General features: G+C 58.8%; 15 protein-coding genes and 2 pseudogenes. 7 read left to right on the top strand and 10 right to left on the bottom strand.

The features are described 5' to 3' along the window. Positions 1–181: 181 nt before the first annotated feature. The 3 genes from NKI08_RS26980 to NKI08_RS26970 form a co-directional block, all read right to left on the bottom strand. Positions 182–1,372, bottom strand: a complete 1,191-nt coding sequence (locus NKI08_RS26980) for a tyrosine-type recombinase/integrase (RefSeq protein ID WP_352594768.1) — start codon at positions 1,370–1,372, stop codon at positions 182–184. After that, entirely contained in the window at positions 1,372–1,623 is a 252-nt protein-coding gene (locus NKI08_RS26975) for a helix-turn-helix domain-containing protein (protein WP_352773646.1), read from the bottom strand. Before NKI08_RS26975 ends, NKI08_RS26980 begins: the two co-directional genes overlap by 1 nt. A 67-nt stretch (positions 1,624–1,690) precedes the next feature. After that, a complete protein-coding gene (locus tag NKI08_RS26970; RefSeq protein ID WP_352594772.1) occupies positions 1,691–1,942 on the bottom strand; it encodes a hypothetical protein in 252 nt (83 codons plus the stop codon). A gap of 577 nt (positions 1,943–2,519) precedes the next feature. Here NKI08_RS26970 and NKI08_RS26965 point away from each other — a divergent pair. The 3 genes from NKI08_RS26965 to NKI08_RS26955 all read left to right on the top strand — a co-directional run bounded on the left by NKI08_RS26965 (position 2,520) and on the right by NKI08_RS26955 (position 6,085). Next, entirely contained in the window at positions 2,520–3,308 is a 789-nt protein-coding gene (locus NKI08_RS26965; protein WP_352773643.1) for an NYN domain-containing protein, read from the top strand. Positions 3,309–3,818: 510 nt separating this feature from the next. Beyond that, positions 3,819–4,628: a type IV toxin-antitoxin system AbiEi family antitoxin domain-containing protein gene (locus NKI08_RS26960; protein WP_352773640.1), complete on the top strand. Its 810-nt coding sequence runs from the start codon at positions 3,819–3,821 to the stop codon at positions 4,626–4,628. Then, positions 4,625–6,085, top strand: a complete 1,461-nt coding sequence (locus tag NKI08_RS26955; protein WP_352773637.1) for a nucleotidyl transferase AbiEii/AbiGii toxin family protein — start codon at positions 4,625–4,627, stop codon at positions 6,083–6,085. The genes NKI08_RS26960 and NKI08_RS26955 overlap by 4 nt, the downstream gene beginning before the upstream one ends. 106 nt (positions 6,086–6,191) lie before the next feature. Here NKI08_RS26955 and NKI08_RS26950 read toward each other — a convergent pair whose 3' ends face one another. Next, positions 6,192–9,923, bottom strand: coding sequence for an SIR2 family NAD-dependent protein deacylase (locus NKI08_RS26950; RefSeq protein WP_352773634.1), 3,732 nt, complete (start codon positions 9,921–9,923; stop codon positions 6,192–6,194). A gap of 202 nt (positions 9,924–10,125) precedes the next feature. Here NKI08_RS26950 and NKI08_RS26945 point away from each other — a divergent pair, with 202 nt between their 5' ends. Further along, positions 10,126–11,466 (top strand): hypothetical protein, encoded by a 1,341-nt coding sequence (locus NKI08_RS26945; RefSeq protein ID WP_352773632.1) that lies wholly within the window; start codon positions 10,126–10,128, stop codon positions 11,464–11,466. 262 nt (positions 11,467–11,728) lie between these two features. Here NKI08_RS26945 and NKI08_RS26940 read toward each other — a convergent pair whose 3' ends face one another. The 3 genes from NKI08_RS26940 to NKI08_RS26930 form a co-directional block, all read right to left on the bottom strand. Continuing rightward, positions 11,729–12,310: a hypothetical protein gene (locus NKI08_RS26940; protein WP_352773629.1), complete on the bottom strand. Its 582-nt coding sequence runs from the start codon at positions 12,308–12,310 to the stop codon at positions 11,729–11,731. Positions 12,311–12,528: 218 nt separating this feature from the next. Beyond that, positions 12,529–14,439 (bottom strand): competence protein CoiA family protein, encoded by a 1,911-nt coding sequence (locus tag NKI08_RS26935; protein ID WP_352773627.1) that lies wholly within the window; start codon positions 14,437–14,439, stop codon positions 12,529–12,531. A 27-nt stretch (positions 14,440–14,466) separates the two neighbouring features. After that, a complete protein-coding gene (locus NKI08_RS26930; protein WP_352773625.1) occupies positions 14,467–15,123 on the bottom strand; it encodes a hypothetical protein in 657 nt (218 codons plus the stop codon). Between the two features lie 89 nt (positions 15,124–15,212). On the opposite strand from NKI08_RS26930, the pseudogene NKI08_RS26925 reads away from it, so the two are divergent. Together NKI08_RS26925 and NKI08_RS26920 are read left to right on the top strand one after the other, a co-directional pair. Next, positions 15,213–15,881 (top strand): annotated as a pseudogene (locus NKI08_RS26925) (transposase); the annotation flags it as partial. 703 nt (positions 15,882–16,584) lie between these two features. Continuing rightward, positions 16,585–18,702 carry a DUF3363 domain-containing protein gene (locus NKI08_RS26920; RefSeq protein WP_352773623.1) on the top strand — a complete coding sequence of 706 codons (2,118 nt, stop codon included), beginning with the start codon at positions 16,585–16,587 and terminating at the stop codon, positions 18,700–18,702. Between the two features lie 119 nt (positions 18,703–18,821). Here the strand turns inward: NKI08_RS26920 and NKI08_RS26915 are convergent, their stop codons facing one another. After that, positions 18,822–19,106, bottom strand: a complete 285-nt coding sequence (locus tag NKI08_RS26915) for a helix-turn-helix transcriptional regulator (RefSeq protein WP_352587499.1) — start codon at positions 19,104–19,106, stop codon at positions 18,822–18,824. Positions 19,107–19,310: 204 nt separating this feature from the next. On the opposite strand from NKI08_RS26915, the gene NKI08_RS26910 reads away from it, so the two are divergent. Further along, positions 19,311–20,048, top strand: a complete 738-nt coding sequence (locus NKI08_RS26910; RefSeq protein ID WP_352773621.1) for a hypothetical protein — start codon at positions 19,311–19,313, stop codon at positions 20,046–20,048. Positions 20,049–20,104: 56 nt separating this feature from the next. Here the strand turns inward: NKI08_RS26910 and NKI08_RS26905 are convergent, their stop codons facing one another. Then, positions 20,105–20,833: a hypothetical protein gene (locus tag NKI08_RS26905; RefSeq protein WP_352773618.1), complete on the bottom strand. Its 729-nt coding sequence runs from the start codon at positions 20,831–20,833 to the stop codon at positions 20,105–20,107. A 213-nt stretch (positions 20,834–21,046) separates the two neighbouring features. Continuing rightward, a pseudogene (locus tag NKI08_RS26900) lies at positions 21,047–21,242 on the bottom strand (hypothetical protein); the annotation flags it as partial. Between the last annotated feature and the right edge of the window lie 164 nt (positions 21,243–21,406).

Below are 21,406 nucleotides of genomic sequence, written 5' to 3'. Positions count from 1 at the left end.
CTCTGAAGTCCCACTGATCTCTAAGAAATTGATTTTTATCGCTTTCTGAACACCCTCCGGGCCCACCATAAACATTGATTTTATTGAGGAAAATACGCCTCGGCCCAAAACGTTTTGGGCCCATTATGGGCCGAAAAAAGGGCGGCGATATGCCACCCTCCACTTGGTCGGGTTGATTCACTCATTTGATGACGCGCAGGGGTATCCGTTGCTTCATGGCGTCGCGTTTGGCTTCCCGCTCGTTAATGGCGCGGGCGATATCGACAGCCATCCGTCTCTTATTGGCCTCTCGGACATACTCGTCTGTTACCGTCATTGAAGAATGCCCCATCGCCTCCATGATAGCGCGCGCTTGGATGTTGCATTCGGCGAGATACGTGCCGAAGGTACGTCGCAGCCCGTGCAGGGTGTAGCCCTCCGGGATGCCGGCCTGCTTGTTCCAATGTGCCATCATGCCGGTGAGGCTCTTTTCGGAGAACGGACGCCCATAGGCATTCTTCAATACCGTGCCACCCTTAGAGCGATCTAATGGCACTAGAGCTTGCGCCAGCTTGTCCACGACAGGGATGAACATCTCGCGCCCGCCATGACGGTTGCGGTTTTTCTGCTGTCGGAAGTTGAAGGCTTCGATTGTTTCCAAGGAGCCATCGAACAATTCGATCTCCTGGAGGACCAAATCGTCCCATTCCAGTGAGGCGATATCGCCGCGTCGGCTACCGAGCCAGAAACCGAGCGCATAGCAGGTGCGCGGCGCTGAGCCGATTGGATGGTGCGCCTCGAACTTTTCACGAATGGCGATCGGCCAGGCGGGATTGGCAGTCGATTTTGGAATACGGACGCGGATCGACAGCGAGGGATCGTCCTGCGGTTTGATCCATTTCTCAACGTCGATCGCCACCCACAGAAGCTTCTTGATTGCCACCAGCAGGTGCTTGGCAACCGTCCGGTTGGTGGCAAAGACGCTTTCGATAATCACACGCAGGTGGTCGGCATCGAGATGTTCCACCGGCGTGTTGCGCCAGGTCAGTGGATAGGCAGGATCGACCTGCATCTGAAGGAAGCGCTCAATAAGCCGAGCATTCTTCTGCTGCGTCGCTTCGTCGAAGTCCAGCCATTCCATCGTCGCTTCAAGTCGGCGTGCCGCATGACCAAATGTTTTTGGCAACGCCCGACCGGGCAAGTCAATGATGACAGCGTTTTGACGTTGGCCTTGCGTTGCCTGTTCATAGGCGGCTTCGAACTCAGGATCGCCTGGTCCGCCAGGAAGCCGAATTTCGGGCATTCCTTTGCCGCGATAGCGATAGATGAGCTTTCCGTTTTTGATGCGCGACGAAACGCCGGGGTAGCGGACATCTTTGAATGGCCTGGCCATTAAATCTCCCTTTGAGTTTTCCGCTGCCGTTGCTCCATAGGCGGGCAATCCTCCAACATTGCCTGAAGCGAAAGGGTCTTGCTTTCCATGGCAACGCGCAGGAGTACCGGGTAAGGGAAGCCTCGACCTTGCTCTATGCCTTCAAAAGTGCGTTTCGGTATTCCCAAGACCTTGGCTGCACTCTCGGCGGTGAATCCTCCCTTCGCCCGCCAGCCTTTCACTTCTCGCGCGAGCTTTTCATTGTCGTTCACGTCATCTCTTTCGCTCAGGCGATGACCGTACTACGCCTGCAGCGTATACGCAATGTGGCGTAGTTGCTTATCTCCTTATCGGCTCTCGTTTGCTCCGCTCCAGTAGTTGTTGGAGACCATTGTCTTTGTCTGGCAGGGCGGAGAAAGCGATATCGAGCGCCACACGATCCCAGATGGCGCGACTGTTGACGTGCTTAGGCCTCGGCATGCGGCCGTCAGCAACCATGTCGTCGAATAGTGTCGATCCGACACCGACATAGCGCGCTGCTTCCTGACGAGAGAGGCCGCGGGGTGGGTACGAAAGCGCGTCACTCTTCATAGACGCGGCCTCGAGAACGTCGGTATCGAAACAGCACAACGATATCAAATCCAGGCGGCTGGCTGCTTCGACAAGCCTCGGTCCCGATAAACGGGGCCATATTGCAGTCGGCACAACAAATCCACATCCCGCACCATCCGGTAATGAAGAGATCGTATTGCCCTAGATACGGGATGTTGCGTGGTGCGGAAGCTACCTCGCCGGCTCGTTCGGGAAAGGCGAGTAGCGACGTGCAAATCGGCAGGGTAAGATGCGGCAGAATGTTCCGGTGCAGATTTCGGGGGTTCAAGTCGCTAGACCGCTACATCGCGAGACCCACTATCGAAGAAGCACTCTTCTGCTATCGCCGACGCTCTGCATAGCCCGTAACGTCGCCGAAGATCGATCGAAATTAGGTGGCAGTGGCCCCCACGGGCTCGATAGGCCAACTGCCCCTGCCGTGCACCCGAGGGCGCTGCTTGAACCACAATCGTGCGCACATCGCACATAGATGCTATCAATGAAGATGCGCAGGAGGGCGAACAATCGAATGGAGAATGAGGACAGGTCGCGAACCACATCTGATCGGCGAATCGCCTTGCTCATCGATGCGGACAATGTGTCTCACGGCAAGATCGCAGCGATACTGGCGGAACTTTCAAAATACGGCACGGCCAATATCCGCCGCGCCTATGGCGATTGGGCAAGCGCCAATCTCAGGAACTGGAAAGACAAGCTGCACAATTTTGCAATTCGGCCCATTCAACAGTTCACCTATTCGACCGGCAAAAACGCCACCGATATTGCGCTTGTGATCGATGCAATGGAGCTTCTCTACACGCAAAAGCTTGACGCTTTCTGTTTGGCTTCCAGCGACGCCGATTTCACACCACTAGTGATGCAGTTGAAGGCCAATGGACACGAAGTCTACGGATTTGGGGAACGCAAAACGCCCACTCCCTTCATCAATGCCTGCACGACTTTCCTCTACCTCGATAGCCTGGACGATGCTGAGCAACCGACAACTCCTGAGGCTCCCGGCGAGAAACCAAAGACCAAAGCGGAATCGGCGGCCAAATCTAAGACGCCCGCCGAAAAGTCCGCCGACAAGCGAACGGGCAAATCTCTGTCGCAAGATACGACCCTCGTGACGATCCTGCGTGGCGCTGTGGAAGCCACGGCGCAAGACGATGGATGGGCAGCTATGTCATCGGCAGGAAGCGCAGCGAAACGACAGGCGCCCATCGATCCACGAAACTATGGAGTCAAGAACTTTCCGGCACTCTTCGCGGCGACTGGCCTCTTCGACATAATGAAGATGGAGAATGGGCAGAGCTACGTCGCAGACAAGCGGAACAAGGACCGCTCACCACTGCCGAGCCGATAGGGATAAGAAATTCCATCATCGCCGTTGATGGCAAAGGCGCCGGCGGGCGCTTTTCTTACCTTCTAACGCCACTACCAACGACAGGCCGAAGCTTACTTCTCTCTGGGTATCGCAGGCCGGTTGCCATCGAGAAGCGCCGCAGCTGATGCGAGCATGGGCCAACTACGTCAATCCGTCAAAGCCGAGAATGTGGTGCCTATTCACAAACGTGTCTCTGTATCAGATTTTCGTCGCCCGCCCCGAAGCGGCTTAGGGTTGCGTCTCCCGCGGGCGACTCGATGAGGAGGTCAGTCGCGACCTACCTCAAGCGCGTCCCCGCAACCAATTCTATCATAAATCAATAACCGTCCCGCTCTAGCCGGGGCGATTTTTGCGTTTTAAAGGCCCCGTCTCCTGCCTATTGATCTGTTCGCTCTACTTCGCACTTATCGCGAAATTGGAGAGATACAGAAACGACCGAATTTCATCGCTTTAGTTGCAAAAATTCGCATTTTTTGCTAATTAACGCAAATGACGAAAAGTCCTCCCCGTCTTCCCCAAGGTCGTTCCCAACTTGTCCGTGTGCTGTCCGCGGCGGGCGACGTCATTCACGTCGATGATGTAGTGGCTGCGCTCCAACTCGACCGCACCGCCGCCGCCCAGCGATTGTCGCGCTGGGTCGAGCAGGGATGGCTGAGCCGGGTGGGCCGCGGCGCCTATGTTGCAGCGTCAATTGATACGATGGGGTCGGATCGCGTCCTTGATGATCCATGGGTGCTCGTCCCCGCGCTCTTCGCGCCAGCCTATATCGGGGGTCGCACCGCGGCCGAGCACTGGGACCTCACCGAACAAATCTTCAAGGACATTCTCGTGATGACCGCACAGGCTGTGCGGCAGAAGCGCCAGGAGAGACACGGCACGCTTTTTTCGTTGAAGCACATCGATGAGCGGAAGCTCTTTGGCACGAAGAGCGTCTGGCGCCATCAGACGCGTGTGCCCGTATCGGACGTGCACCGTACGATCATCGATATGCTGGACGACCCAGCGATCGGCGGCGGAATCCAGCACCTGGCCGATTGCCTCGCTGCCTACCTACGCCGTGTCGACCGCGACGACGAGAAGCTCATCGAGTACGCGGTGCGTTTCGCCAATGGCGCCGTTTTCAAGCGCCTGGGCTTTCTTGCGGAACGCTCCCCCAAAGGAGCGGCGCTGGCGCGCCTTTGCGAACACCATCTCAGCGGCGGCCACGCCAAGCTCGACCCCGCCCAGGATGGGCCGCACGTTGTGACAAAGTGGCGACTGCGCGTTCCCCCGAGCTGGGCTCGCGAGGGAACGACATGATCGAAAAGCGCGAAATCCTCGCCATCGCCCAGCAGACATCCCTCACGCCACATGTCGTTGAGAAGGACTACGTCCTCGGATGGATGCTCCCCGGTATCTACCAACACGAGGATCTCGTGGAGAATTGGGTGTTCAAGGGCGGCACGTGCCTGAAGAAATGTTTCTTCGAGACCTATCGCTTTTCCGAAGACCTCGATTTTACGCTTATTAAGCCCGACCAACTCGACGCCGACTTTTTGAAGAGCACGTTTTCTGAAATCGGTGAATGGATCTACGAACAAACCGGCATCGAGATTCCAGCCGACAAGCAAGAGTTCGAGATCTATCAGAATCCCCGTGGACAAATCTCGTGTCAGGGTAAGATCAGCTATAAGGGGCCTGTCTCATCAACCCACGCGCTTCCGCGCATCAAACTCGACCTGACTGCTGACGAACGTGTCGTTCTACCGCCTGTCCGCGCGCAGATATTCCACCCTTACAGCGACGTTCCAGAAGACGGTATTGAGGTCTTGGCCTATGACTACGTCGAGGCCTTCGCCGAAAAATTCCGGGCGCTCGCAGAGCGGACACGCCCACGCGACCTCTATGATGTCGTGCACCTCTACCGAAATTCCGAGGCACGCCCTGACCCGCAGCGCTTTATGGAAGTCCTACGCGCCAAATGTGAATTCAAGGGCATCGATATTCCGCGCATAGCTGACCTCGAGCCGCACCGCACGGATCTTGAATCGGGCTGGATCCACATGCTGGAGCACCAGCTCCCGGCGCTCCTGCCGGTCGCGATCTTCTGGGAGTCGCTCCCAGAAATTTTCGCCTGGCTCGAAGGCGCCGTCACGCAACCACTCGCGGCGATGCCTATAGGCACTGGTGACACGCTCATCCGTGAACGGATCATCAGTTTGCCAGCTGGCGTTCGAGGCCAAACCTACATTGAGATGATCCGCTTCGCTGCGGCGAACCGGCTCCTTGTGGAAATCGATTACCAGGACAAGCAGGGCAACCGCTCCACGCGCGCGATCGAAGCTTACTCCCTCCGACGCTCGCAAGCAGGAGACGTGCTGCTCATGGCGGTGCGCGCAGACAACGGGCAGCCGCGCAGTTATCTGGTCGAAAGCATTCTTGGGGTCAAAGCCACCCAGACGCCCTTCTCACCGCGCTACCCAATTGAACTTACGCCATCTGGCCTTCAAAGCATTCCACGGACCGCGAGTTCAGGCTCAGGAGCAACTTTCGAGGTGCGCCGCTCGCCAGTTATTCGGCGTTTGCCCGCTCTTAGATCGACCCGAAGCTCGAGTTTCGCCGCGGCAAATGGCCCAACCTACGTCTTCAGGTGCTCCGTCTGCGCAAAGACGTTCAACAAGAAGAGCTACGATGCGACTTTGAACAAGCACAAGAACAATCGGACAGGTTATGAATGCTACGGCACGTTTGGTACGTATGTGACAACAAAATACTAGTTGCCGGAAACAACCCGTGTTCTCTGTCAAGAGGTGGTTAAGACGGGCGGCAATGCTCGCTGGCTGGTGATGCTGATCGACGAAGCCAACGCTTGCCTTCTCCGCATCAGTCCTCGTTCGCATCGCCGCCAGCCTTATGTTCACGAAAAGCGTTTGCCCAGCCGCGGCGCGTATCCGGCAATGGGTCGCTTTCAATCGCCTCGGACCAGGCGGCGCGCATGGCCGGGTCGCCGCGGTTGCTGCGGTCCATCGCACTGACTAGCGCGGCGCTTAAATATCTCGCGAGGAACGGATCATAGCGCAGATGCTCTGCCGGGCCTGTCATCTCGGTTTCGTCGAGGATCAGTCTAAGCCCGATACTCAACGCCTCATCAATTTCGGCAGGTATCCGCGCCTGGTCCTTGCGCATCGAGGATGCCAAGAAACGGATCGCGCAATTTAACGGTGCCGGCGTTCGCACCGCCAGCACGTGCGCGATCTCGCGCCAGAACACCGCTTCAAAGTCAGGCTCACAGCTTTTCGACCAATACATTTGATCCAGCAGGGCCGAGAGAACCAGCGCATCGGTCTCATCGCCACTTCCAGTCAACGCCCGCAGCCCCTCTATGGCAGCATCCACCGCCACAATCCCCAGATCGAGAAGCGAGGGGTAGGCTGGTTCCAGACGAAGCGGATATCGATCGAGTATCGCCAGAGACTGCAATTTCTCGGTCGCAGCGGGGCTTGATCTCGCGCGCATCGCCAGGTTCGCTACGATCCGCCCGCATTCCTGTGCTAAGTTGCGATCACTACTGCTGAACAGGTCTGGTCTTGCCGATACGGCAGCGTGATTTGCAATGTAAACGTGAAGACGCTCGATTAGCGCAACGAGTTGAGCCTCGTCGATCAAGAACTGTTTCCCTCTGAGCAGGTTTGCCAGCGCACCGCTCTTGAGATCTGCATCCGTGAGCGGAGCGTCGGAAATAAACCTGGCGCACAAGGCTCCGTGCGCATCCGCGCTGGCCGGCTTTGGAAATGAGAGGAAGGCGCCGGAGAAGAAGACAGTCCCGCTGGGCAGGCCGTCTTCGACGTAAGCTGGATCCCACAATGCTTCGCCAAACACCTGTAAGTCTTTATCGTTGAGAAGCTCGGCATTGAACAGCCATGCCGCTCGCGACGATGCCGCGAGCCGTGTATCAGCCTGATGCAACGCCGCGAGTGTATCTGAGACGATTTTCCGCCATTTCGGATCGGGTCTCCCCATTTTGACGTCGCTCGGGAGATTCTCCTCCGGATCGCGAACGCCATGGGCGAAATTGCCTAGGTTCTTGGTGATCGGATGTTCGAAGATTGCCAGCAGCATCGGGTCGTGCGCGGGGATCTCTGCAGCCTCAAAGCAGCGGCTCACCATCTGGCCTAGCTGATCGCCCAGATCGATGCTCTGGGAAAATCGGGGATCAGCATGCAGGGCAAGTCCGATCTCCAGCAACTTTGGAGCACGATGCGGCGTGCGCAGGACCACGCGCGAAGCGATTTCGAGAGCGGATTTGAGCCGTTCCATCCAAAAGCGCGGCTCCATGTTTCCCGCATCGACACGCACCTTTGCCGCATCGATCAGGCGGAGAACGCGATCGACTAGACGGTCCGCCTCGCCCGCGTTGATCCTGGCGATCGTCGAACGGGAGAAAAGCGTGTCGAACTCCTTGCTCGTCAATCCAGCTGAGGCTCGAAGAAAAGCATCGATCGCCCTTGTTGGTGCCACATCCATCAGCCAGAACGCAGCTTCGAACACGACCTGCCTGGCGACCGCTGCATGTCCAATGCGAAGCGGCAAGCCTCCCTCTTCCTGGAAACGGAGAGCCTGATAGGCAAGAAGCCGGTCAACGCGTGGATCTAGTGGTCCAAAATTGAACGTTCGATATATCGAGCCCAGATCAAATCGTCGCGTGCTTTCGCGCTCCTGCTTGAGCGGCGGCGGCGGCTGAGCGAGGCGCTCCATGAAGTTGAAGAAGTCGCTGCGACCCGGGCAGCCACGCGCTTGGAGTTCCTCCTGGCGCATGTCGAATCGGTCGCGCGCGGGCTTGTTCTCGTGCCAATCGCCGATCGTGCCGTACAAGACGGAGCTGCGGAACAACAGGGCGAAGCTCTCACGCGACCAGGACGCGATGTCCTTGGCGCCCCGCTGAGTTTGCTCGCGGATCGCGTTGAGCGCCTGCGCCGACAGTTGCGATGCTTCCTCGTCCCGCCCCAGATCTGCGAGCAGTGCGGCTTTGCGCAGCAGCCAGAAGCTATCGCCCTGCACGTTCCACTTCTTAAGCGCCGTTTCCAGCCCATCGATATCAAAATCTGCGCGCAGGCGCAGGCAGCTATCATAACTCAGCCGTTCAAGCCCCTCTTTGTCCTCAGCAAGTCTGGGCTTGAGCCAATCCGCCCAGCGCGTGTAAAGGCCGGCGTCGTTCTCCTCGCGGGCGTGGCGCAGGATAGCGAGCGCAAGGGCGCGGAATTGTCGTGCCTGCTCGGGAAGTAATTGTTCGTAGCGGCCGATCGAAGCGTCCAAAAGTTCGAGAATTACATCATCGACAGTCAGGACCAGCGGTACCAGCGCCGCCTCCTGTTGCCAGTTGAGTTCAAACAATGCCTCGAGCCGCTCCTCCTCGCCGAGCGCACGCAGTCCGTGGACGATTACGCCCAAACGCTCCCATAGGCGTTGCCAGAGCAACTGGCTCGTGCCAAAGGGCGGCACCACCCAACCGGGATAAACGGTCCGGTTCTGCCGCCACTGTGTGACTAACTCACGAACCATTTGGACGGGCGCACTCGTGTCGGTCGACTCCCGATCCGGCATTGGTGATCTTGAATCAGGAACCGGAGTCACATGCACAAGAGGCGGTACGAAACCTGCTGCCGGCCGCGGCCAGCGTTGCGCGCGGTACGGCTCGGCCGCCCGCAAGGACTCAAGGAACCATTGGTGGGCATTCTCCATCCGCTGGCTCTGCGGCCAGGTCTCGAACATCTCAAGCTTCGCGAGATCGATTGGCTGGATGCGGCGACTTTCAAGCATCTTGCGCTTCGGTGCGCTTAATCCAAGCGCTCCGACCAGATAGATCAGCGGCGCCTTCGGCCCTAGGCGATCGCGGACCCAGCCAGACCAGAACAGGAAGTTCGGATCGTCTCCTGAGAACCCCAGCAGCACCAAAGTATTCTCCATCGCGAGCTGCTGCGCCAGATTGACGAAGGCCCCAAAACGCGCCGGATAGGTCCTGAAATCCTCTTCCGTGAAGATGAACGGGCGATGGGAGGGGAAACTACCGTGCAGCTTGATTACTCTCGGTGCCCGTGCCTCCGGGATCTCCTCGACTGTGCGCAAAACGTTATAGACGCGCTCCTCCGCCCTTTCAGCCGCACGGTCCAGCAGCGTGTCCCAGTTGGTCGTCATAATATCCGCCCAAGGGAGCTGGACGAGCATCTTGTGCAGTTTGCCCGGCTCGAACTGAGGGTCGGGGACATTAGCCAATATCAATTCGTCGAGCGCGTTACGTCCGAACTGTGCCTCGAATTCTTCTGCGACTCGTAGATACGCGCTGGTCGCGCCGCTCTGCCGCAACAACCATTCGCGGTGACCGACCTCAGCGTCATGAATGTCGCCTGTCGCATTCCCGGAGGGGGCTGGGTAAAGCTGGTTTACCATTGTTTCATAGATGTCGTTCCAGCCCGGCATCGTGCCCCCTGAGGCCCGCACCGGCGTAGCGTTGCGGCTGAAACCAGCGCCGACCAACAAAGCTGCCGACCCCACCGGCTCCCGCGCCCAAAGAGCTTTAGCGATTCGCGCAATATGCGGTGCGTCAGTAAAGGTACTCATCGTTCTAATCGCGTCCCCTTGCATCCCTGCAGTCCTCAGGAATGGACCGTCGCAGTTTCGCAAGACTGGGATAGCCTCGAAGCGAGATTCTTGCCAATAGTTTGAGTCGATCAAACTGGTCGAGCGGACTCGCTGACGAGCAACAGTTTAGAAGGGAAAAACGTGAATCTCGCTCTTCCTTGTTATCAAAGAGACCGGTTCCATGACGTTCGGAACTGATGAACGATTGAAAAGCTATCTGGATACAAACCAGTTGCAAAGGGAACGGATGTGCACCGCTGTCCTAGCCTTGGACAAGCGATTCACGAATGTTCGGCCATGTCACCCTCGGGGTGGACCTGATGGCGGTCGAGATATTGAAGCTATCTTGAGTGGGGAACAGAAGACCTTTGGTGCTATTGGGTTTGTCAATCAAGCCAACGATTCAACGGACCACAAGAAAAAAGCTCAGAAGAAATTTGCGGTAGATTTGGCGAGTGCGACCACAGCCGATCCTGAAATCAAGGCGTTTGTTTTTTTCACAAACGTGAATCTTACAGCTGCCGAAAAGAATGTCATGGTTCAGAAAGCTACGAAAGGCGGGTTGGCCCATTGCGAAATCTTCGACCGGGAAAGAATTCGGCTGGTTCTTGACGGCGCAGATGGAATGGCGATCCGATTTCAGTCGCTAGGTATTCCGATGTCAGAAGCGGAACAGGCGACATTCTTCGCGCGATGGGGCGACGATATCCAAAGTGTGATTGTTGATGGATTTAGCGAAATAAAGCGATCGCTGAACCGAATGCAATTTCTGCATGAGATGAATGCTCCCCTTGAGCAGTTCCTCGTCCTCTTGGAACTGGACCGCGAATATAATGGCAATGAAATCGGCCACTTCCGGTTTTTCGTGACCATGAGTCTCGCCGAACCGCGAGACGGGTTGTTTATGGTGACGTTTGGAACATCGGATCGCGCTGATAGAGCGAGCGCAAGATCTGTGGCCGACGTTGAGGCCATGCCCGCGGGAATCTTGCACGGAATGATGGGTGCCAAGTGGGAGCGGCGTATTCCGACATCGGAAGATGAGCCGGAAGAGGACGTTGCCGACTCGGATGAGAGTGTCGATGACGGAGGGAGCACCAGCGTCGGCACTTTCACGTCAGTTGGGTTGGAGAATGTGCGCTTTTTGCGTGCTGAGTTTGGGTATGGAGGCGGAAGCTTTCGCTTCGGTCCCTACCTCCGTCTTTCTGACATGGACGACAGCATGATTGCTCTGTTCATGAACAAGTCGTTGGCGGACAAGATCAAAGCCATTCATCTTATCGGCAACCAATACAAGCTTGCCGAATACGGCCGTGACGGTTTTCGAGTTGACACACACGGCAAATTTGAGCCGAATCTGATCTTTACGCCGTCCGAGCTAACTGACGAATGGCGCCGGATCATGCGGAATTTCGGTCCATTCAGCGTTCGATATTCCGAGATGACGCCCATCAGACTCTTCGAGCCAGTCGAGGCGAGCAACTCCCTGCCATGGCGGCGGTCAAGGAAGCCGAACATTTAGCATGAAAATGCAGGCCCGAGTCGACATGATCAAGGGTTGAGGAATGCGTAGCGCTGCAGTGGCTGCACTCGAGATCCACAAGTTGCACGGTGCTGTCTGCGCCGAATTGCCGACGAGCCATGCGGCGCCGGCAGCGAAGGCTTTAAGCAGGCATCATACGATGCCCACGCTTTGTCAGCGATGCTCGACATAATTCACAGGCTCCTCTGGCACTGGCTTTTTTTGCTGTACGTGACGGAATAAAGCCTATGCAAATGATGGCTCAGACGGCTCTCGCTTCTGCAATATCTCGGATGGAGCCTATGCGAAGCGTAATCTCGTCAGCCTTTAACTTAGCGATGTCGGCGTTGCGCTGATGAAGCCTGTTCACGATGACCTGATTGAGTTCGTAACCTCCCCGCCTGGCAAAGACATACCTGTATTCCTGCTCCGCAGTGTAGGTATACCGCTTCAAAAAAGGAAGGTGTGTCGGGTTCTTGATATCGACCCCTTCGGCCACGGCGGCATCAGTTCGGTAGTAGGTAATTCGATCCGCTCGCAACAATGGTCGATCGAGCCGGGTAAGACGGCTCCGGCGCACTAATGCGCCAGCGATGCGGTCGTGCAATGCCTTCTCATCGGTAATTTCTATGCAGGCTCCCCCGAATTTTCGCAAACCGGCGTCATAGGCCATAGAGAGGCAAAAGCAGAAAATGAGTTCCGGCCGTTTCAGCTCGTTGTGGTAGGCGAAGCGGCCAACAATCTTCTGCCCGGTCGTTACGTTAGTGAGGGTTACATCGCTGTTCGGCGCGTCAACATGCATGCCCTCGTAGGCATCGACGCGCGGGTCGCCTTCGACTTTCATGAAGTACGGCAGGTTCCGAAACAGGAGGTTCCCATCAAGGACGCTGCTGGCATACTGCTCTGGTAGATATTTGAAAAGTCTCAGGTTGGCAGTTCCTTGTGTTCTTGACCAGGACAAATAGCCCGGTGCTTCTGCACCGCAGCGAGCCAGTTGGCTGCGCGATAGTTGGTAAGATTGATGTCTGTTTGTCTAAACAGCTGGCGCACCGCGCCCGAATCTCAGAACGGGCTTCCGAACTCGTTCTCCCATTGCGTCAGTCTCGCGCAGGCCTTCTGAAACGTCCTTTCGTCTTTCACGTATTGCAGCGGGGCCCCGATATCGCCTTCACGTGCCTTCAGAAACGCCGTCGCGTCCGCGGGGGAAAGTCGCGCTTCTGCCAGCTCACGGATCTTGTCCTGATATTCCGCTTTCTCGGACGCAGCCTCGGCTTCCCTACGGCGCTGCCTAACGAAGACCGACAGAGCCTCCCGCGCGCGGGTCAATCCAGACTCGCTGTCTTCCGCCAGTTCCACGGGCGTCATATCGTTCATGTCCGCTCGTTTGGTGTGCAGAAACGCGCTTCGATCCTCGCCGTTCAATTCCGTTTCCGCATCGACGCATAAACGATCACGCCGCGAGTGACGAAGGCGACTTGCCTGCAAAAGCTGCCGTTGGCGGCGTACTTCGGCCTGTTCTTCCATCTTGGCTTTGCGGCGGGAAATCGCGTTGCCGATAGGCAGCCCTGCGCTCCCATAGAAAAGAGGACCGTTTCCTTCCAGCATCTGCACAATGGTTGCGATTTCGCCGATGATCTTGGGACCCTCGACCTCCGAGCGCAGTGCCTTGTCATAGGTCAAACCGGATTCCTTGTGGATCGATTGCAGCCACTGGTCGACCGTTGTTCCGGCTAGTTCGTCTTCAGGAAGCTCGCCAAGTATCCACCCTACGCGCTGCACCGTCTCCTGAATCAAAGCGGTTCTTTGGTTTGCAGCCAGGGTCCTCGCGTTCCATGGTTTGGCGAACGCCGGGGCGAGTATGACGCCGAAGCCTTGCGGGACAAGGACACCCTCGCCGAGTAGATACTTCAGATAATTGTCGACCGCCTTCCAAGCCGGAGCAAAGCGGGCGTCGATCGCGGTGACCTCATCCGCCACCTCACTGGAAACACGCAGAAAGGCTTTCTGGATCAGCCGGCGCTTTTCCAAATGGTTGACGATCGGCACGGCTTTGCACTGGGCGTTGCCGAGGCAGCGATCATGAAAGACCTCGGCTAGGATGATGGCTTGCCATACCGCCGGCGGTTCGGAAAAACATGCGAAGCCTGGGACGTCGCGTCCGACAAACTTTGCAAGACCGATCGCTTGAAGCTCGACCTCGCGTGGGACGACGAAGTCTCGGCCGACCGGGTTCGCCAATGCCTGTGTGTATGCTGCTGCAGTTTGCTCGACCCGGCTTCGGTATCTGGCCGTGTCGGCAGCCTCGCGCCTACCCCGTTCCTGCTGCCATTTGAGCTCATTTGCCTCTTGCTTGGCCCGCGCAGCTTCGATGCCTGGATGATAAAGCCACCGACGCGTTGCGGTTTTCAGCACCGCCTCGTTGATGGCATCCCTTAGAGAGTCACGCGGAAGCTTGGACAGATCGATCTCGACGGCGGGGATCTTGTGTTCCTTGAGGCGCTGGATTTTGGCGCTGTCCGCGAAATGGGTGACGGCGACCTCGACGAACAGGTCATAGCCAAGTGCGCGAACATAGAGGTCGGGAATGATGGTCTTGGAATCGTTGTACTCGAGCCGAAGAAATTCGGTTTCGACCTCTATGCTGGGCTTCATCACCAGGCGTTTGTTGTCGAGCCCAAGCCGCTCTGGCAGGATCAGCCTCGGATTGATGCGAAACGCTTCCTTTGCCAGCAAATGCAAAACCGTCTCAGGACCGCCTCCGCAGGCCTCAACATCGTGGTGGGCGAAATGCGCCACCCGGTGATCCTCCTTCAGCCGGGCCACCAGTTGCCCACTGCAGGCCGGGCAGACGCAGCCGCAAGCTAGCCCGCGCGCGACCTCGCCAATATGAGCGAATGTCCCGTCGGGGCGCCTTCCGTAGACGAGTTGCGCTCGATCGGTGCCGTAGGACTTCTGCGCTTGCTCGTGATCCATGCCTGCGACCTGGGAGCGTTCATTCGATCAAATGGGTTCAAGTTCCGCCAGGAATTCCGGCATAGCTTCGGATATGCGATTGTACGCAAGTTCGAACAGGCCGAGCGAGCCGAGCAGCGCATTGGCGATCATGTCGACGGTTCCCTTTGTGTCCCTCAATCCGCGTCCGAAATCTGTCAAATACCGTGGAGGGTCGGGCTTAGAATATAGTCCGGCGACGCCGGACCAATTCGGATGTGCGATTTCACTCAGGCTTTCATAGCCGGCACGCACCCCGGGTACCGCTTTGTCCATGCGGTCGATACAGCTCAGGATCTGCATGGCCTGTGGCCCATCCGGCCACTTACGTGAGCCCACGAGCAGCCGTATAAGCAGATCGTTCAGCTCTTGCGGTGAATGGCTATATCGCGCTTCGAGAATCTCCCATAATTTCCACACCAAGGCTGCATTCTCGGTAAGCGCCCGGGTCAAGAGAGCGGCAACGCTTAGATCCTCTCGTTCAAGAGCATCGCACGCATTGCGCGCCAGCTCTTCGCTCCGCCAGATCAGCGCTTCGCGTGCGCACAGCAATTGGAATGGCGCTTTGGACCAGACCCCTAAAGCGGCAGCGTCGATACGAGCCGGCAGATTTTCGCGCAGCCGGGTTGCAAACTCGCGTGCTTCGACAAGCTCTGCAGAAACCATGTTCGGGGCGGCCTCTTTTCCTGACCCATCTTATCTGAGTCCCTCCAATCGGCGAACTCCAGCCAAAGGATCGGCCGGGTACCCGCAATCTGAAGACCAAGTTCGTCGACCTGGAGAACGCCATCCTCATCCGCTGAAGGCGTTTGGCATTCGCCTGGGGCAGGGTCGGACGAGGGGCTTTCGAGCAGGCGGTGGCGGACGATCCGCTGTCGGCCGAGCTGATGGACGCCATGCTGCCGGCGCGCGCAGCGCTGTGGAAACAGTATTGCCGCCTGCACGATCTTGTCGTCAAAATGGTGGCGCGCAGCGAACCATGCCGGCGCTTCATGGCCATTCCCGACGTCGGCCCGGTGACGGCGCTCTCGATCGACGATCCCACGCGCTTCCGTCGCTCGCGCGACGTCGCCGCCTACTTCGGTCTGACCTCGCGGCGCTGGCAGTCGGGCACCTCGATCGACGTTCAGGGCCGCAGCTCGAAGGCCGGCGACGCGGACGTGCGGCGCGCGCTCTACGAGGCGGCGTCGGGACTGATGACGCGCTTCAAGGGCAAGGACAAGGTCAAGAGCTGGGGCCGAGAGATCGCCAAACGCTCCTGCCACCGCAAGGCCTGCGTCGCGGTGGCGCGCAAGCTGGCGGTGATCATACACGCCATGTGGAGCGACGGTAGGTTCTACGTCGGTGATGCGGCCGCGGGTGAGGGCGACGCCGCGCGGCGCGCCCATGTCAAGGACCGCAAGCTCCTGGGAGCGCATCGATGAGCGGCTCGGCGGCAAATGAAACGCATGGCGACGGCACGCTGACGGACGCCATCTGAACAAGGAGAGCCGCCCCGGCGGATGAGGACCGATGCAGACCAGGAACGACGGAACGCACGTTATCCTGCCTGCGGCCGCGCCGATCGCAAGACGGCTGGACCGCGCTCGATTGCCTGTGACGATGCTCCGTCAGACCGATGGAAAAGTGCGCCACGACGGCTCGAGCGCTGCACCAATGCAGCCGATTAACCTCGTCGCAGAGCGCGGAAGATTGTACGGCGCATCGGAACTCGACGCCAGAACGCTGGATCGTAGCGCAGAGAATATAGTCGTGTATTATCGTATCCGGAAGGAGGAACGACGATGGTTACAAAGTATCGCCAAACACAACCGATTAAGATGGCAACCGATTAAGATGGCAACCGATTAAGATGGCAAGATAAAGCGAGCTGGCGCTCGCCCTCGCTTCGCTCGTAAGTGTCTGTCTGCACATTGTTTTTCTGGGCGTATGCGGACGCCAAGGGGCACGACGCGAGGTGCGTGGCTGACGGTCCATCAGCTATGCTGTTGATCTAAAAAGCAAAGATGCCGTGCCGCAGCGATGTGCGATCCGCCGTTTTACGCCACAGCAGGTCTTTGCGCGCCGTAGCACGCTCTGAGCTCCGCCCATCTTGAAGCACCAAATGCGACTCCCGATGCTGTCGTCATGGCAGATCGTGATAGCGACAGATTCCAGGTTCGCACCGGTCGGATGCGGCATGGCGGCGCGCCGGTCAATTCGCGGACGCTGCCCTTCGTGCGCCAGGTCGAGATCGCCATCCGCAAGCAGGGCGGCAATCCTTATAGCATTGGGAGAAGCAGCAGCGCCGGGAAGGGGAGCGGTCGCTTCAATGCCCGCGGCCGCGGCGGCAAGATGGCGGCAGATTTGCCAAAGGACGCCGGCGGCTGGCGGCAGGACGGCAATGGCGTCCGCTTTCGTTCCCGCCGCGTCGTGGTGAAGGCGCGCGTCGTCAAGCTGCCGGGGCGAGGGAAGGCGAGCGGGCGCGGCCAAAAGTTTGTGACGACGAGCAAGGCCGTCGATGCGCATCTGCGCTATCTCCAGCGCGACGGCGTCACCAGGGACGGCGAGAAGGGGAAGGTATACTCGGCCTTCGACGACGAGGCCGATGGCAAGGCCTTCGTCGAGCGCGGGCGGGGCGACCGGCATCAGTTCCGCTTCATCGTCGCGCCGGAGGATGCCGCGGAGATGGAAGACCTGCGCTCCTTCACCCGCGATCTCATGCGACAGATGGAGACCGACCTCAGCACGCGCCTCGACTGGATCGCCGTCGACCACCACAATACCGGCCATCCACACACCCACATCCTGGTGCGCGGCATCACCGGCGACGGCAAGATCCTGAACATCGCCGGCGACTACATCGCCCATGGCATCCGCCATCGGGCAACCGAGCTGGTGGAACGGGAACTCGGGCTGCAAAGCGAGATCGAAGTCGCCCGCAAGCTGGCCAACGAGGTGGACGCAGAACGGCTGACAAGACTCGACCGCATGCTGATCGCCGAACAGCAGGAGCACGATCTTGTCGACCTCCGTCCCAATGCCAGCGACAGCTACACCATTTCCAGCAACCGCTATCTGCTGATCGATAGGGCGAAGACACTGCAACACTTCGGCCTGGCCAACGAGATCGAGCCCGGCCGATGGGTGATCTCTGACCGAGCCGAAAGCACGCTGCGGGCACTTGGCGAGCGCAACGACATCATCAAGACCATGCACCGGGCACTCGAGGAGCACGGCCTCGCTGATGAGCGGGGCGCGGCTCAATATGTCATGCACCGGCAGACCATCACCGAACCGGTCGTCGGCCGTGTGCTCGCCAAGGGCCTTGCCGGCGACGAGATGAGCGATAAGCTGTCGCTCGTCATCGATGGCGTCGACGGACGCACCCATTATGTCGAGACCGCGGATGCGGCAAAGCTGGAAGACATTCAGCGCGGCCATATCGTGGCACTCGAACCGATCCTGCCGAAGGAGGGGCCGCGTGCGGCCGACCGCAACATCAGTGTCGTGGCGGGCGAGGATGGCATCTATCGCCCGAGCAGACACCTGGAGGCAATCCGCGAGACATTTTTGGAGCAGGGCAAGGACCCGGACGCCTTCGTCCGTTTCCATGTCCGCCGTCTTGAAGCGCTGCGCCGGGCGGGCCATGTCGAACGCATCGACGAAGACCACTGGCGCATTCCGGAAAACTTGCCCGAGCGCGGCATCGCCTACGATGCCCGCAGCCGCGGAAAGGACTTCTCCGTCCGCCTGCTCTCGACGCTTGACCTCGACGCGCAGATCGGCAGTGACGGCGCCACCTGGCTCGATCGGGAGCTTACGGCCAAGAACCCTGTGCCGCTGGTCCGGTCAGGCTTTGGTCTCGATGTCGACAACGCTCTCGACAGACGGGCCGCCCAGCTTGTCGGGATGGGTCATGCCGAACGCGATGCGACTACCCGGACGATCACCTTCTCGCGCGACCTTGCAGCCACGCTGGAGCGCCAGGAGGTCGCGCGCGTCGGCAAGGAAATGGCCGCTGCGCGCGGCCTCACCTTCGTGCCCATACAGCCCGGCAACCATATCGGCGGCACGCTCCTTGGCTCGGTCCGTCTGGCCAGCGGGCGCTTTGCCATGCTGGACGATGGTCTCGGCTTCCGGCTCGTTCCATGGCAGCCGATGCTCGACAAGCGCATCGGCCAACACATCGCCGGCGTCATGCAAAGCAGCGGCGGCATCGACTGGAGCTTCGGCAGAAAGCGCGGCGTTGGGATCGGGATGTGAGATGGGTCTGGACAACGCAGCAAATGAACTGTGACTTCCTCAACGAGTGAGAGCGCTAGTTCAGGCCTCGTGCGATGAGCCGTGTCTGACCGCATGTGGACGATAGGAGCGAACGCGGGTCACTCAGGGCTTTGGCGAGCTTTGATAAGTCTCACTCCAGGTCCGCTACCGTTCTCGAGCATGAATTCTGTTCCGGCATCGGTCAATGCCTTGAGAATTTTCGCTGCGGTTCCAGGGCGCCCCCCGAGTGGGCCGTCTTCGGCCTCCAGACGAGCTATGGTTGGCTCAGACACCGAAGAGTGGCGTGCCAGGTCCGCCTGGGACCACCCAAGCAACGCGCGCGCCGCTTTGATTTGGCGCGTACTAACCGTCTGCCGCAGTTTTGATAGATTTTCTATTGACATTCGGCGTGCCCAATTGATATTTTTTCTATCAATGCCTGATCTCGTAGCGTGCGTATCAACCAGCGCCGCGGGACGGAAATGGCCGCGGCAGGCGTTGGTGCACTTTAGCCCCAACACTGCTCTAGCGTGCAAAAAATAGCTGGACAGGACGTCCGCACATCCCATCCAGCTGACCACAACCGAAGCTTCTGAGGAGCTCGGATCATGGGTGATTCCGAGAATACCACGACTCTGCCTTTCGTCACTCGCCGACAAGTGCTTGCCGGAACCATCGCGGCTACCACCGCGTGGCAACTCGAAGGTAACGCATCCGCAGGCGACGCCGGAAGGACGAATGCGCCTTCTGACCCAGCGCTGGCGCTTTGGCGGGAATGGGAGAAAACCCACAAGCTGACCGAGCGGCTTTGCCGCAAGCAGCAGCGCCTGGAGACGAGGCTTGTCTCGAACGTCGGCTTTCCTTGCGCAACCGTGTGCCTGCCCGGGGGTGAGGATGTGACGGTCCACTCGATCGAGGCGCTCAATGAAGTGCTCGGCAAGCGCCCGGACACAGCGGATCTCCGGGAAAAGGCCGAAGCTGACCTCGCGGCGCATAAGGCACGCTGGGACACGGCTGCGGAGGAGGGCGGCTATGCTGCGACCCTTCGAGCTGAGCGCGAGGCTGCCAACCGGGCGCAGGATCTGATGCAAGCGCTCTCAACGACGCCTGCCACGACTGTCGCCGGCGTGGCGGGCAAGCTCGATGCCGTGTTGCGCGAGGGTGAGGCCTGGGTGCAATGCTCCGAGTTTCCCTGGCCGCAGATCCGTTCGGCGCTCAGCGATCTGGTACGGATCGCCCAGCAGACGACGGACGACGAACCGCCCGCACCTGGCGGGCTGGCACCCGTCTCCGCGAGAAACGGCTTAAGAGCCGGTTCGCCTCGTAACGGCGGCTTGCTTGACTGAGATACGCGGCTGATCTCTTCCGGTCGAGTGGCTGCGCGGAAATAAGCCACCCATTTTCATGACTTACGTCGTGGCAGGCCATTTTGTTTTGGGACGCAATTCTCGGGGAGCGGCTGTCTTTTGCAGAATTGGGGATCGGTGAAATCCAACTCTTCGACTGAGCCGGTGATCAAGCCCCAACTGCGCTGCCGATCGATCGGGACTTCATAAAAGTCGTCGCCGCCATGCTTGAAAGCCTCATCCTCCAGCGCGACGGCTACGCCCATTTCCCGGAGATATTGCTTCTTCTCCAGGTGAGCATTGGCTAGAACCTTGGCAACCCTCTTGGCGGATTTTATTTGAGTGAAGGTCCTGTCGCCATTTGAGTACAGGACGGCTTGTCCCTTGTGGACCGCGATAAAGTTGCGGTCGCTGTTGAGCCTTTTGACGCCACCAGCAAGGAACAAGGGGCAGGCAGACAGGCAGTTGGCTTCTTCGAATCGACCTTGGCCGTCAATCTCTGGCATCCTGCGACAGACCGAGGCTTTGTCTTTGCAAACTACGGGTGAAGTCCCAATAGCGATTGTCAGCTTGTTCTTTCTGGCGATCCTGCCGAGTTCCTGGGCGGACTGACGGTCACCACCATTCGATGCCAAGACGATGGGAAGGTGAACTGCGCCGAGGCTCTTCAGCAGCTTGCGCAAAGCCGATGGGGACGAGGTTTCAATCGAACCTGCAGCGTAGATCCACGCAGGGCAGGTTGGTTCACATGCGGGGTCCGAGTTCCGGATCACCTGGAAGGTCATGACAGTATCCGGGGCCCATGCCAGTGCCGGCATCGTCGGTAGTGCTGCAAAAAAGGCCACGGTCAAGGGCACGGCACGGCAGAGAGATCGAAAGAAAAGCAAAGCCGCCCCCCGGAAGCATTGTTAGAGAGCAATGAGGTGACGCTGCACGATGGTTTTGTCAACTCGGCCGATTCATCCGTCGCTCGCGCGCCGTCTTTCCGAGCCAAAGGAAGCTGTGATTGCGGCGGCATATATGCCGGCGCTGACATTCGTGTCGCCCGCCTCGACCCGTTGCAGGGTCGAGCGCGAGGTAAAGGCGCGCTCGCCACCAGCGCCATTGGGAGCCGCCGCCGGGCATGTGGATATTCGCTCCCAGCCTGCGCAGGGCGCGTCTGACCGCGGCCGGAGGATTGTTGGGAGTGGGCATTTGACACCTTTGCACTACAGATTACGCCTTAAGACTCTTGAGATGGACATTCTCGCAAACGGCTACCGATCCGCGCGTTGTCGATCCTCCGCAGAGCGCAGGCTGCGGCCAGGGGCCACCATTCCGGATACGTCGGCCGCCTCCTTCACCTTGCGCTCCCGCTC

The organism is Mesorhizobium sp. M0768, from assembly GCF_040320195.1.
Classification (GTDB): Bacteria; Pseudomonadota; Alphaproteobacteria; order Rhizobiales; family Rhizobiaceae; genus Mesorhizobium.
This window is presented reverse-complemented; position numbering and strand designations above follow the sequence as displayed.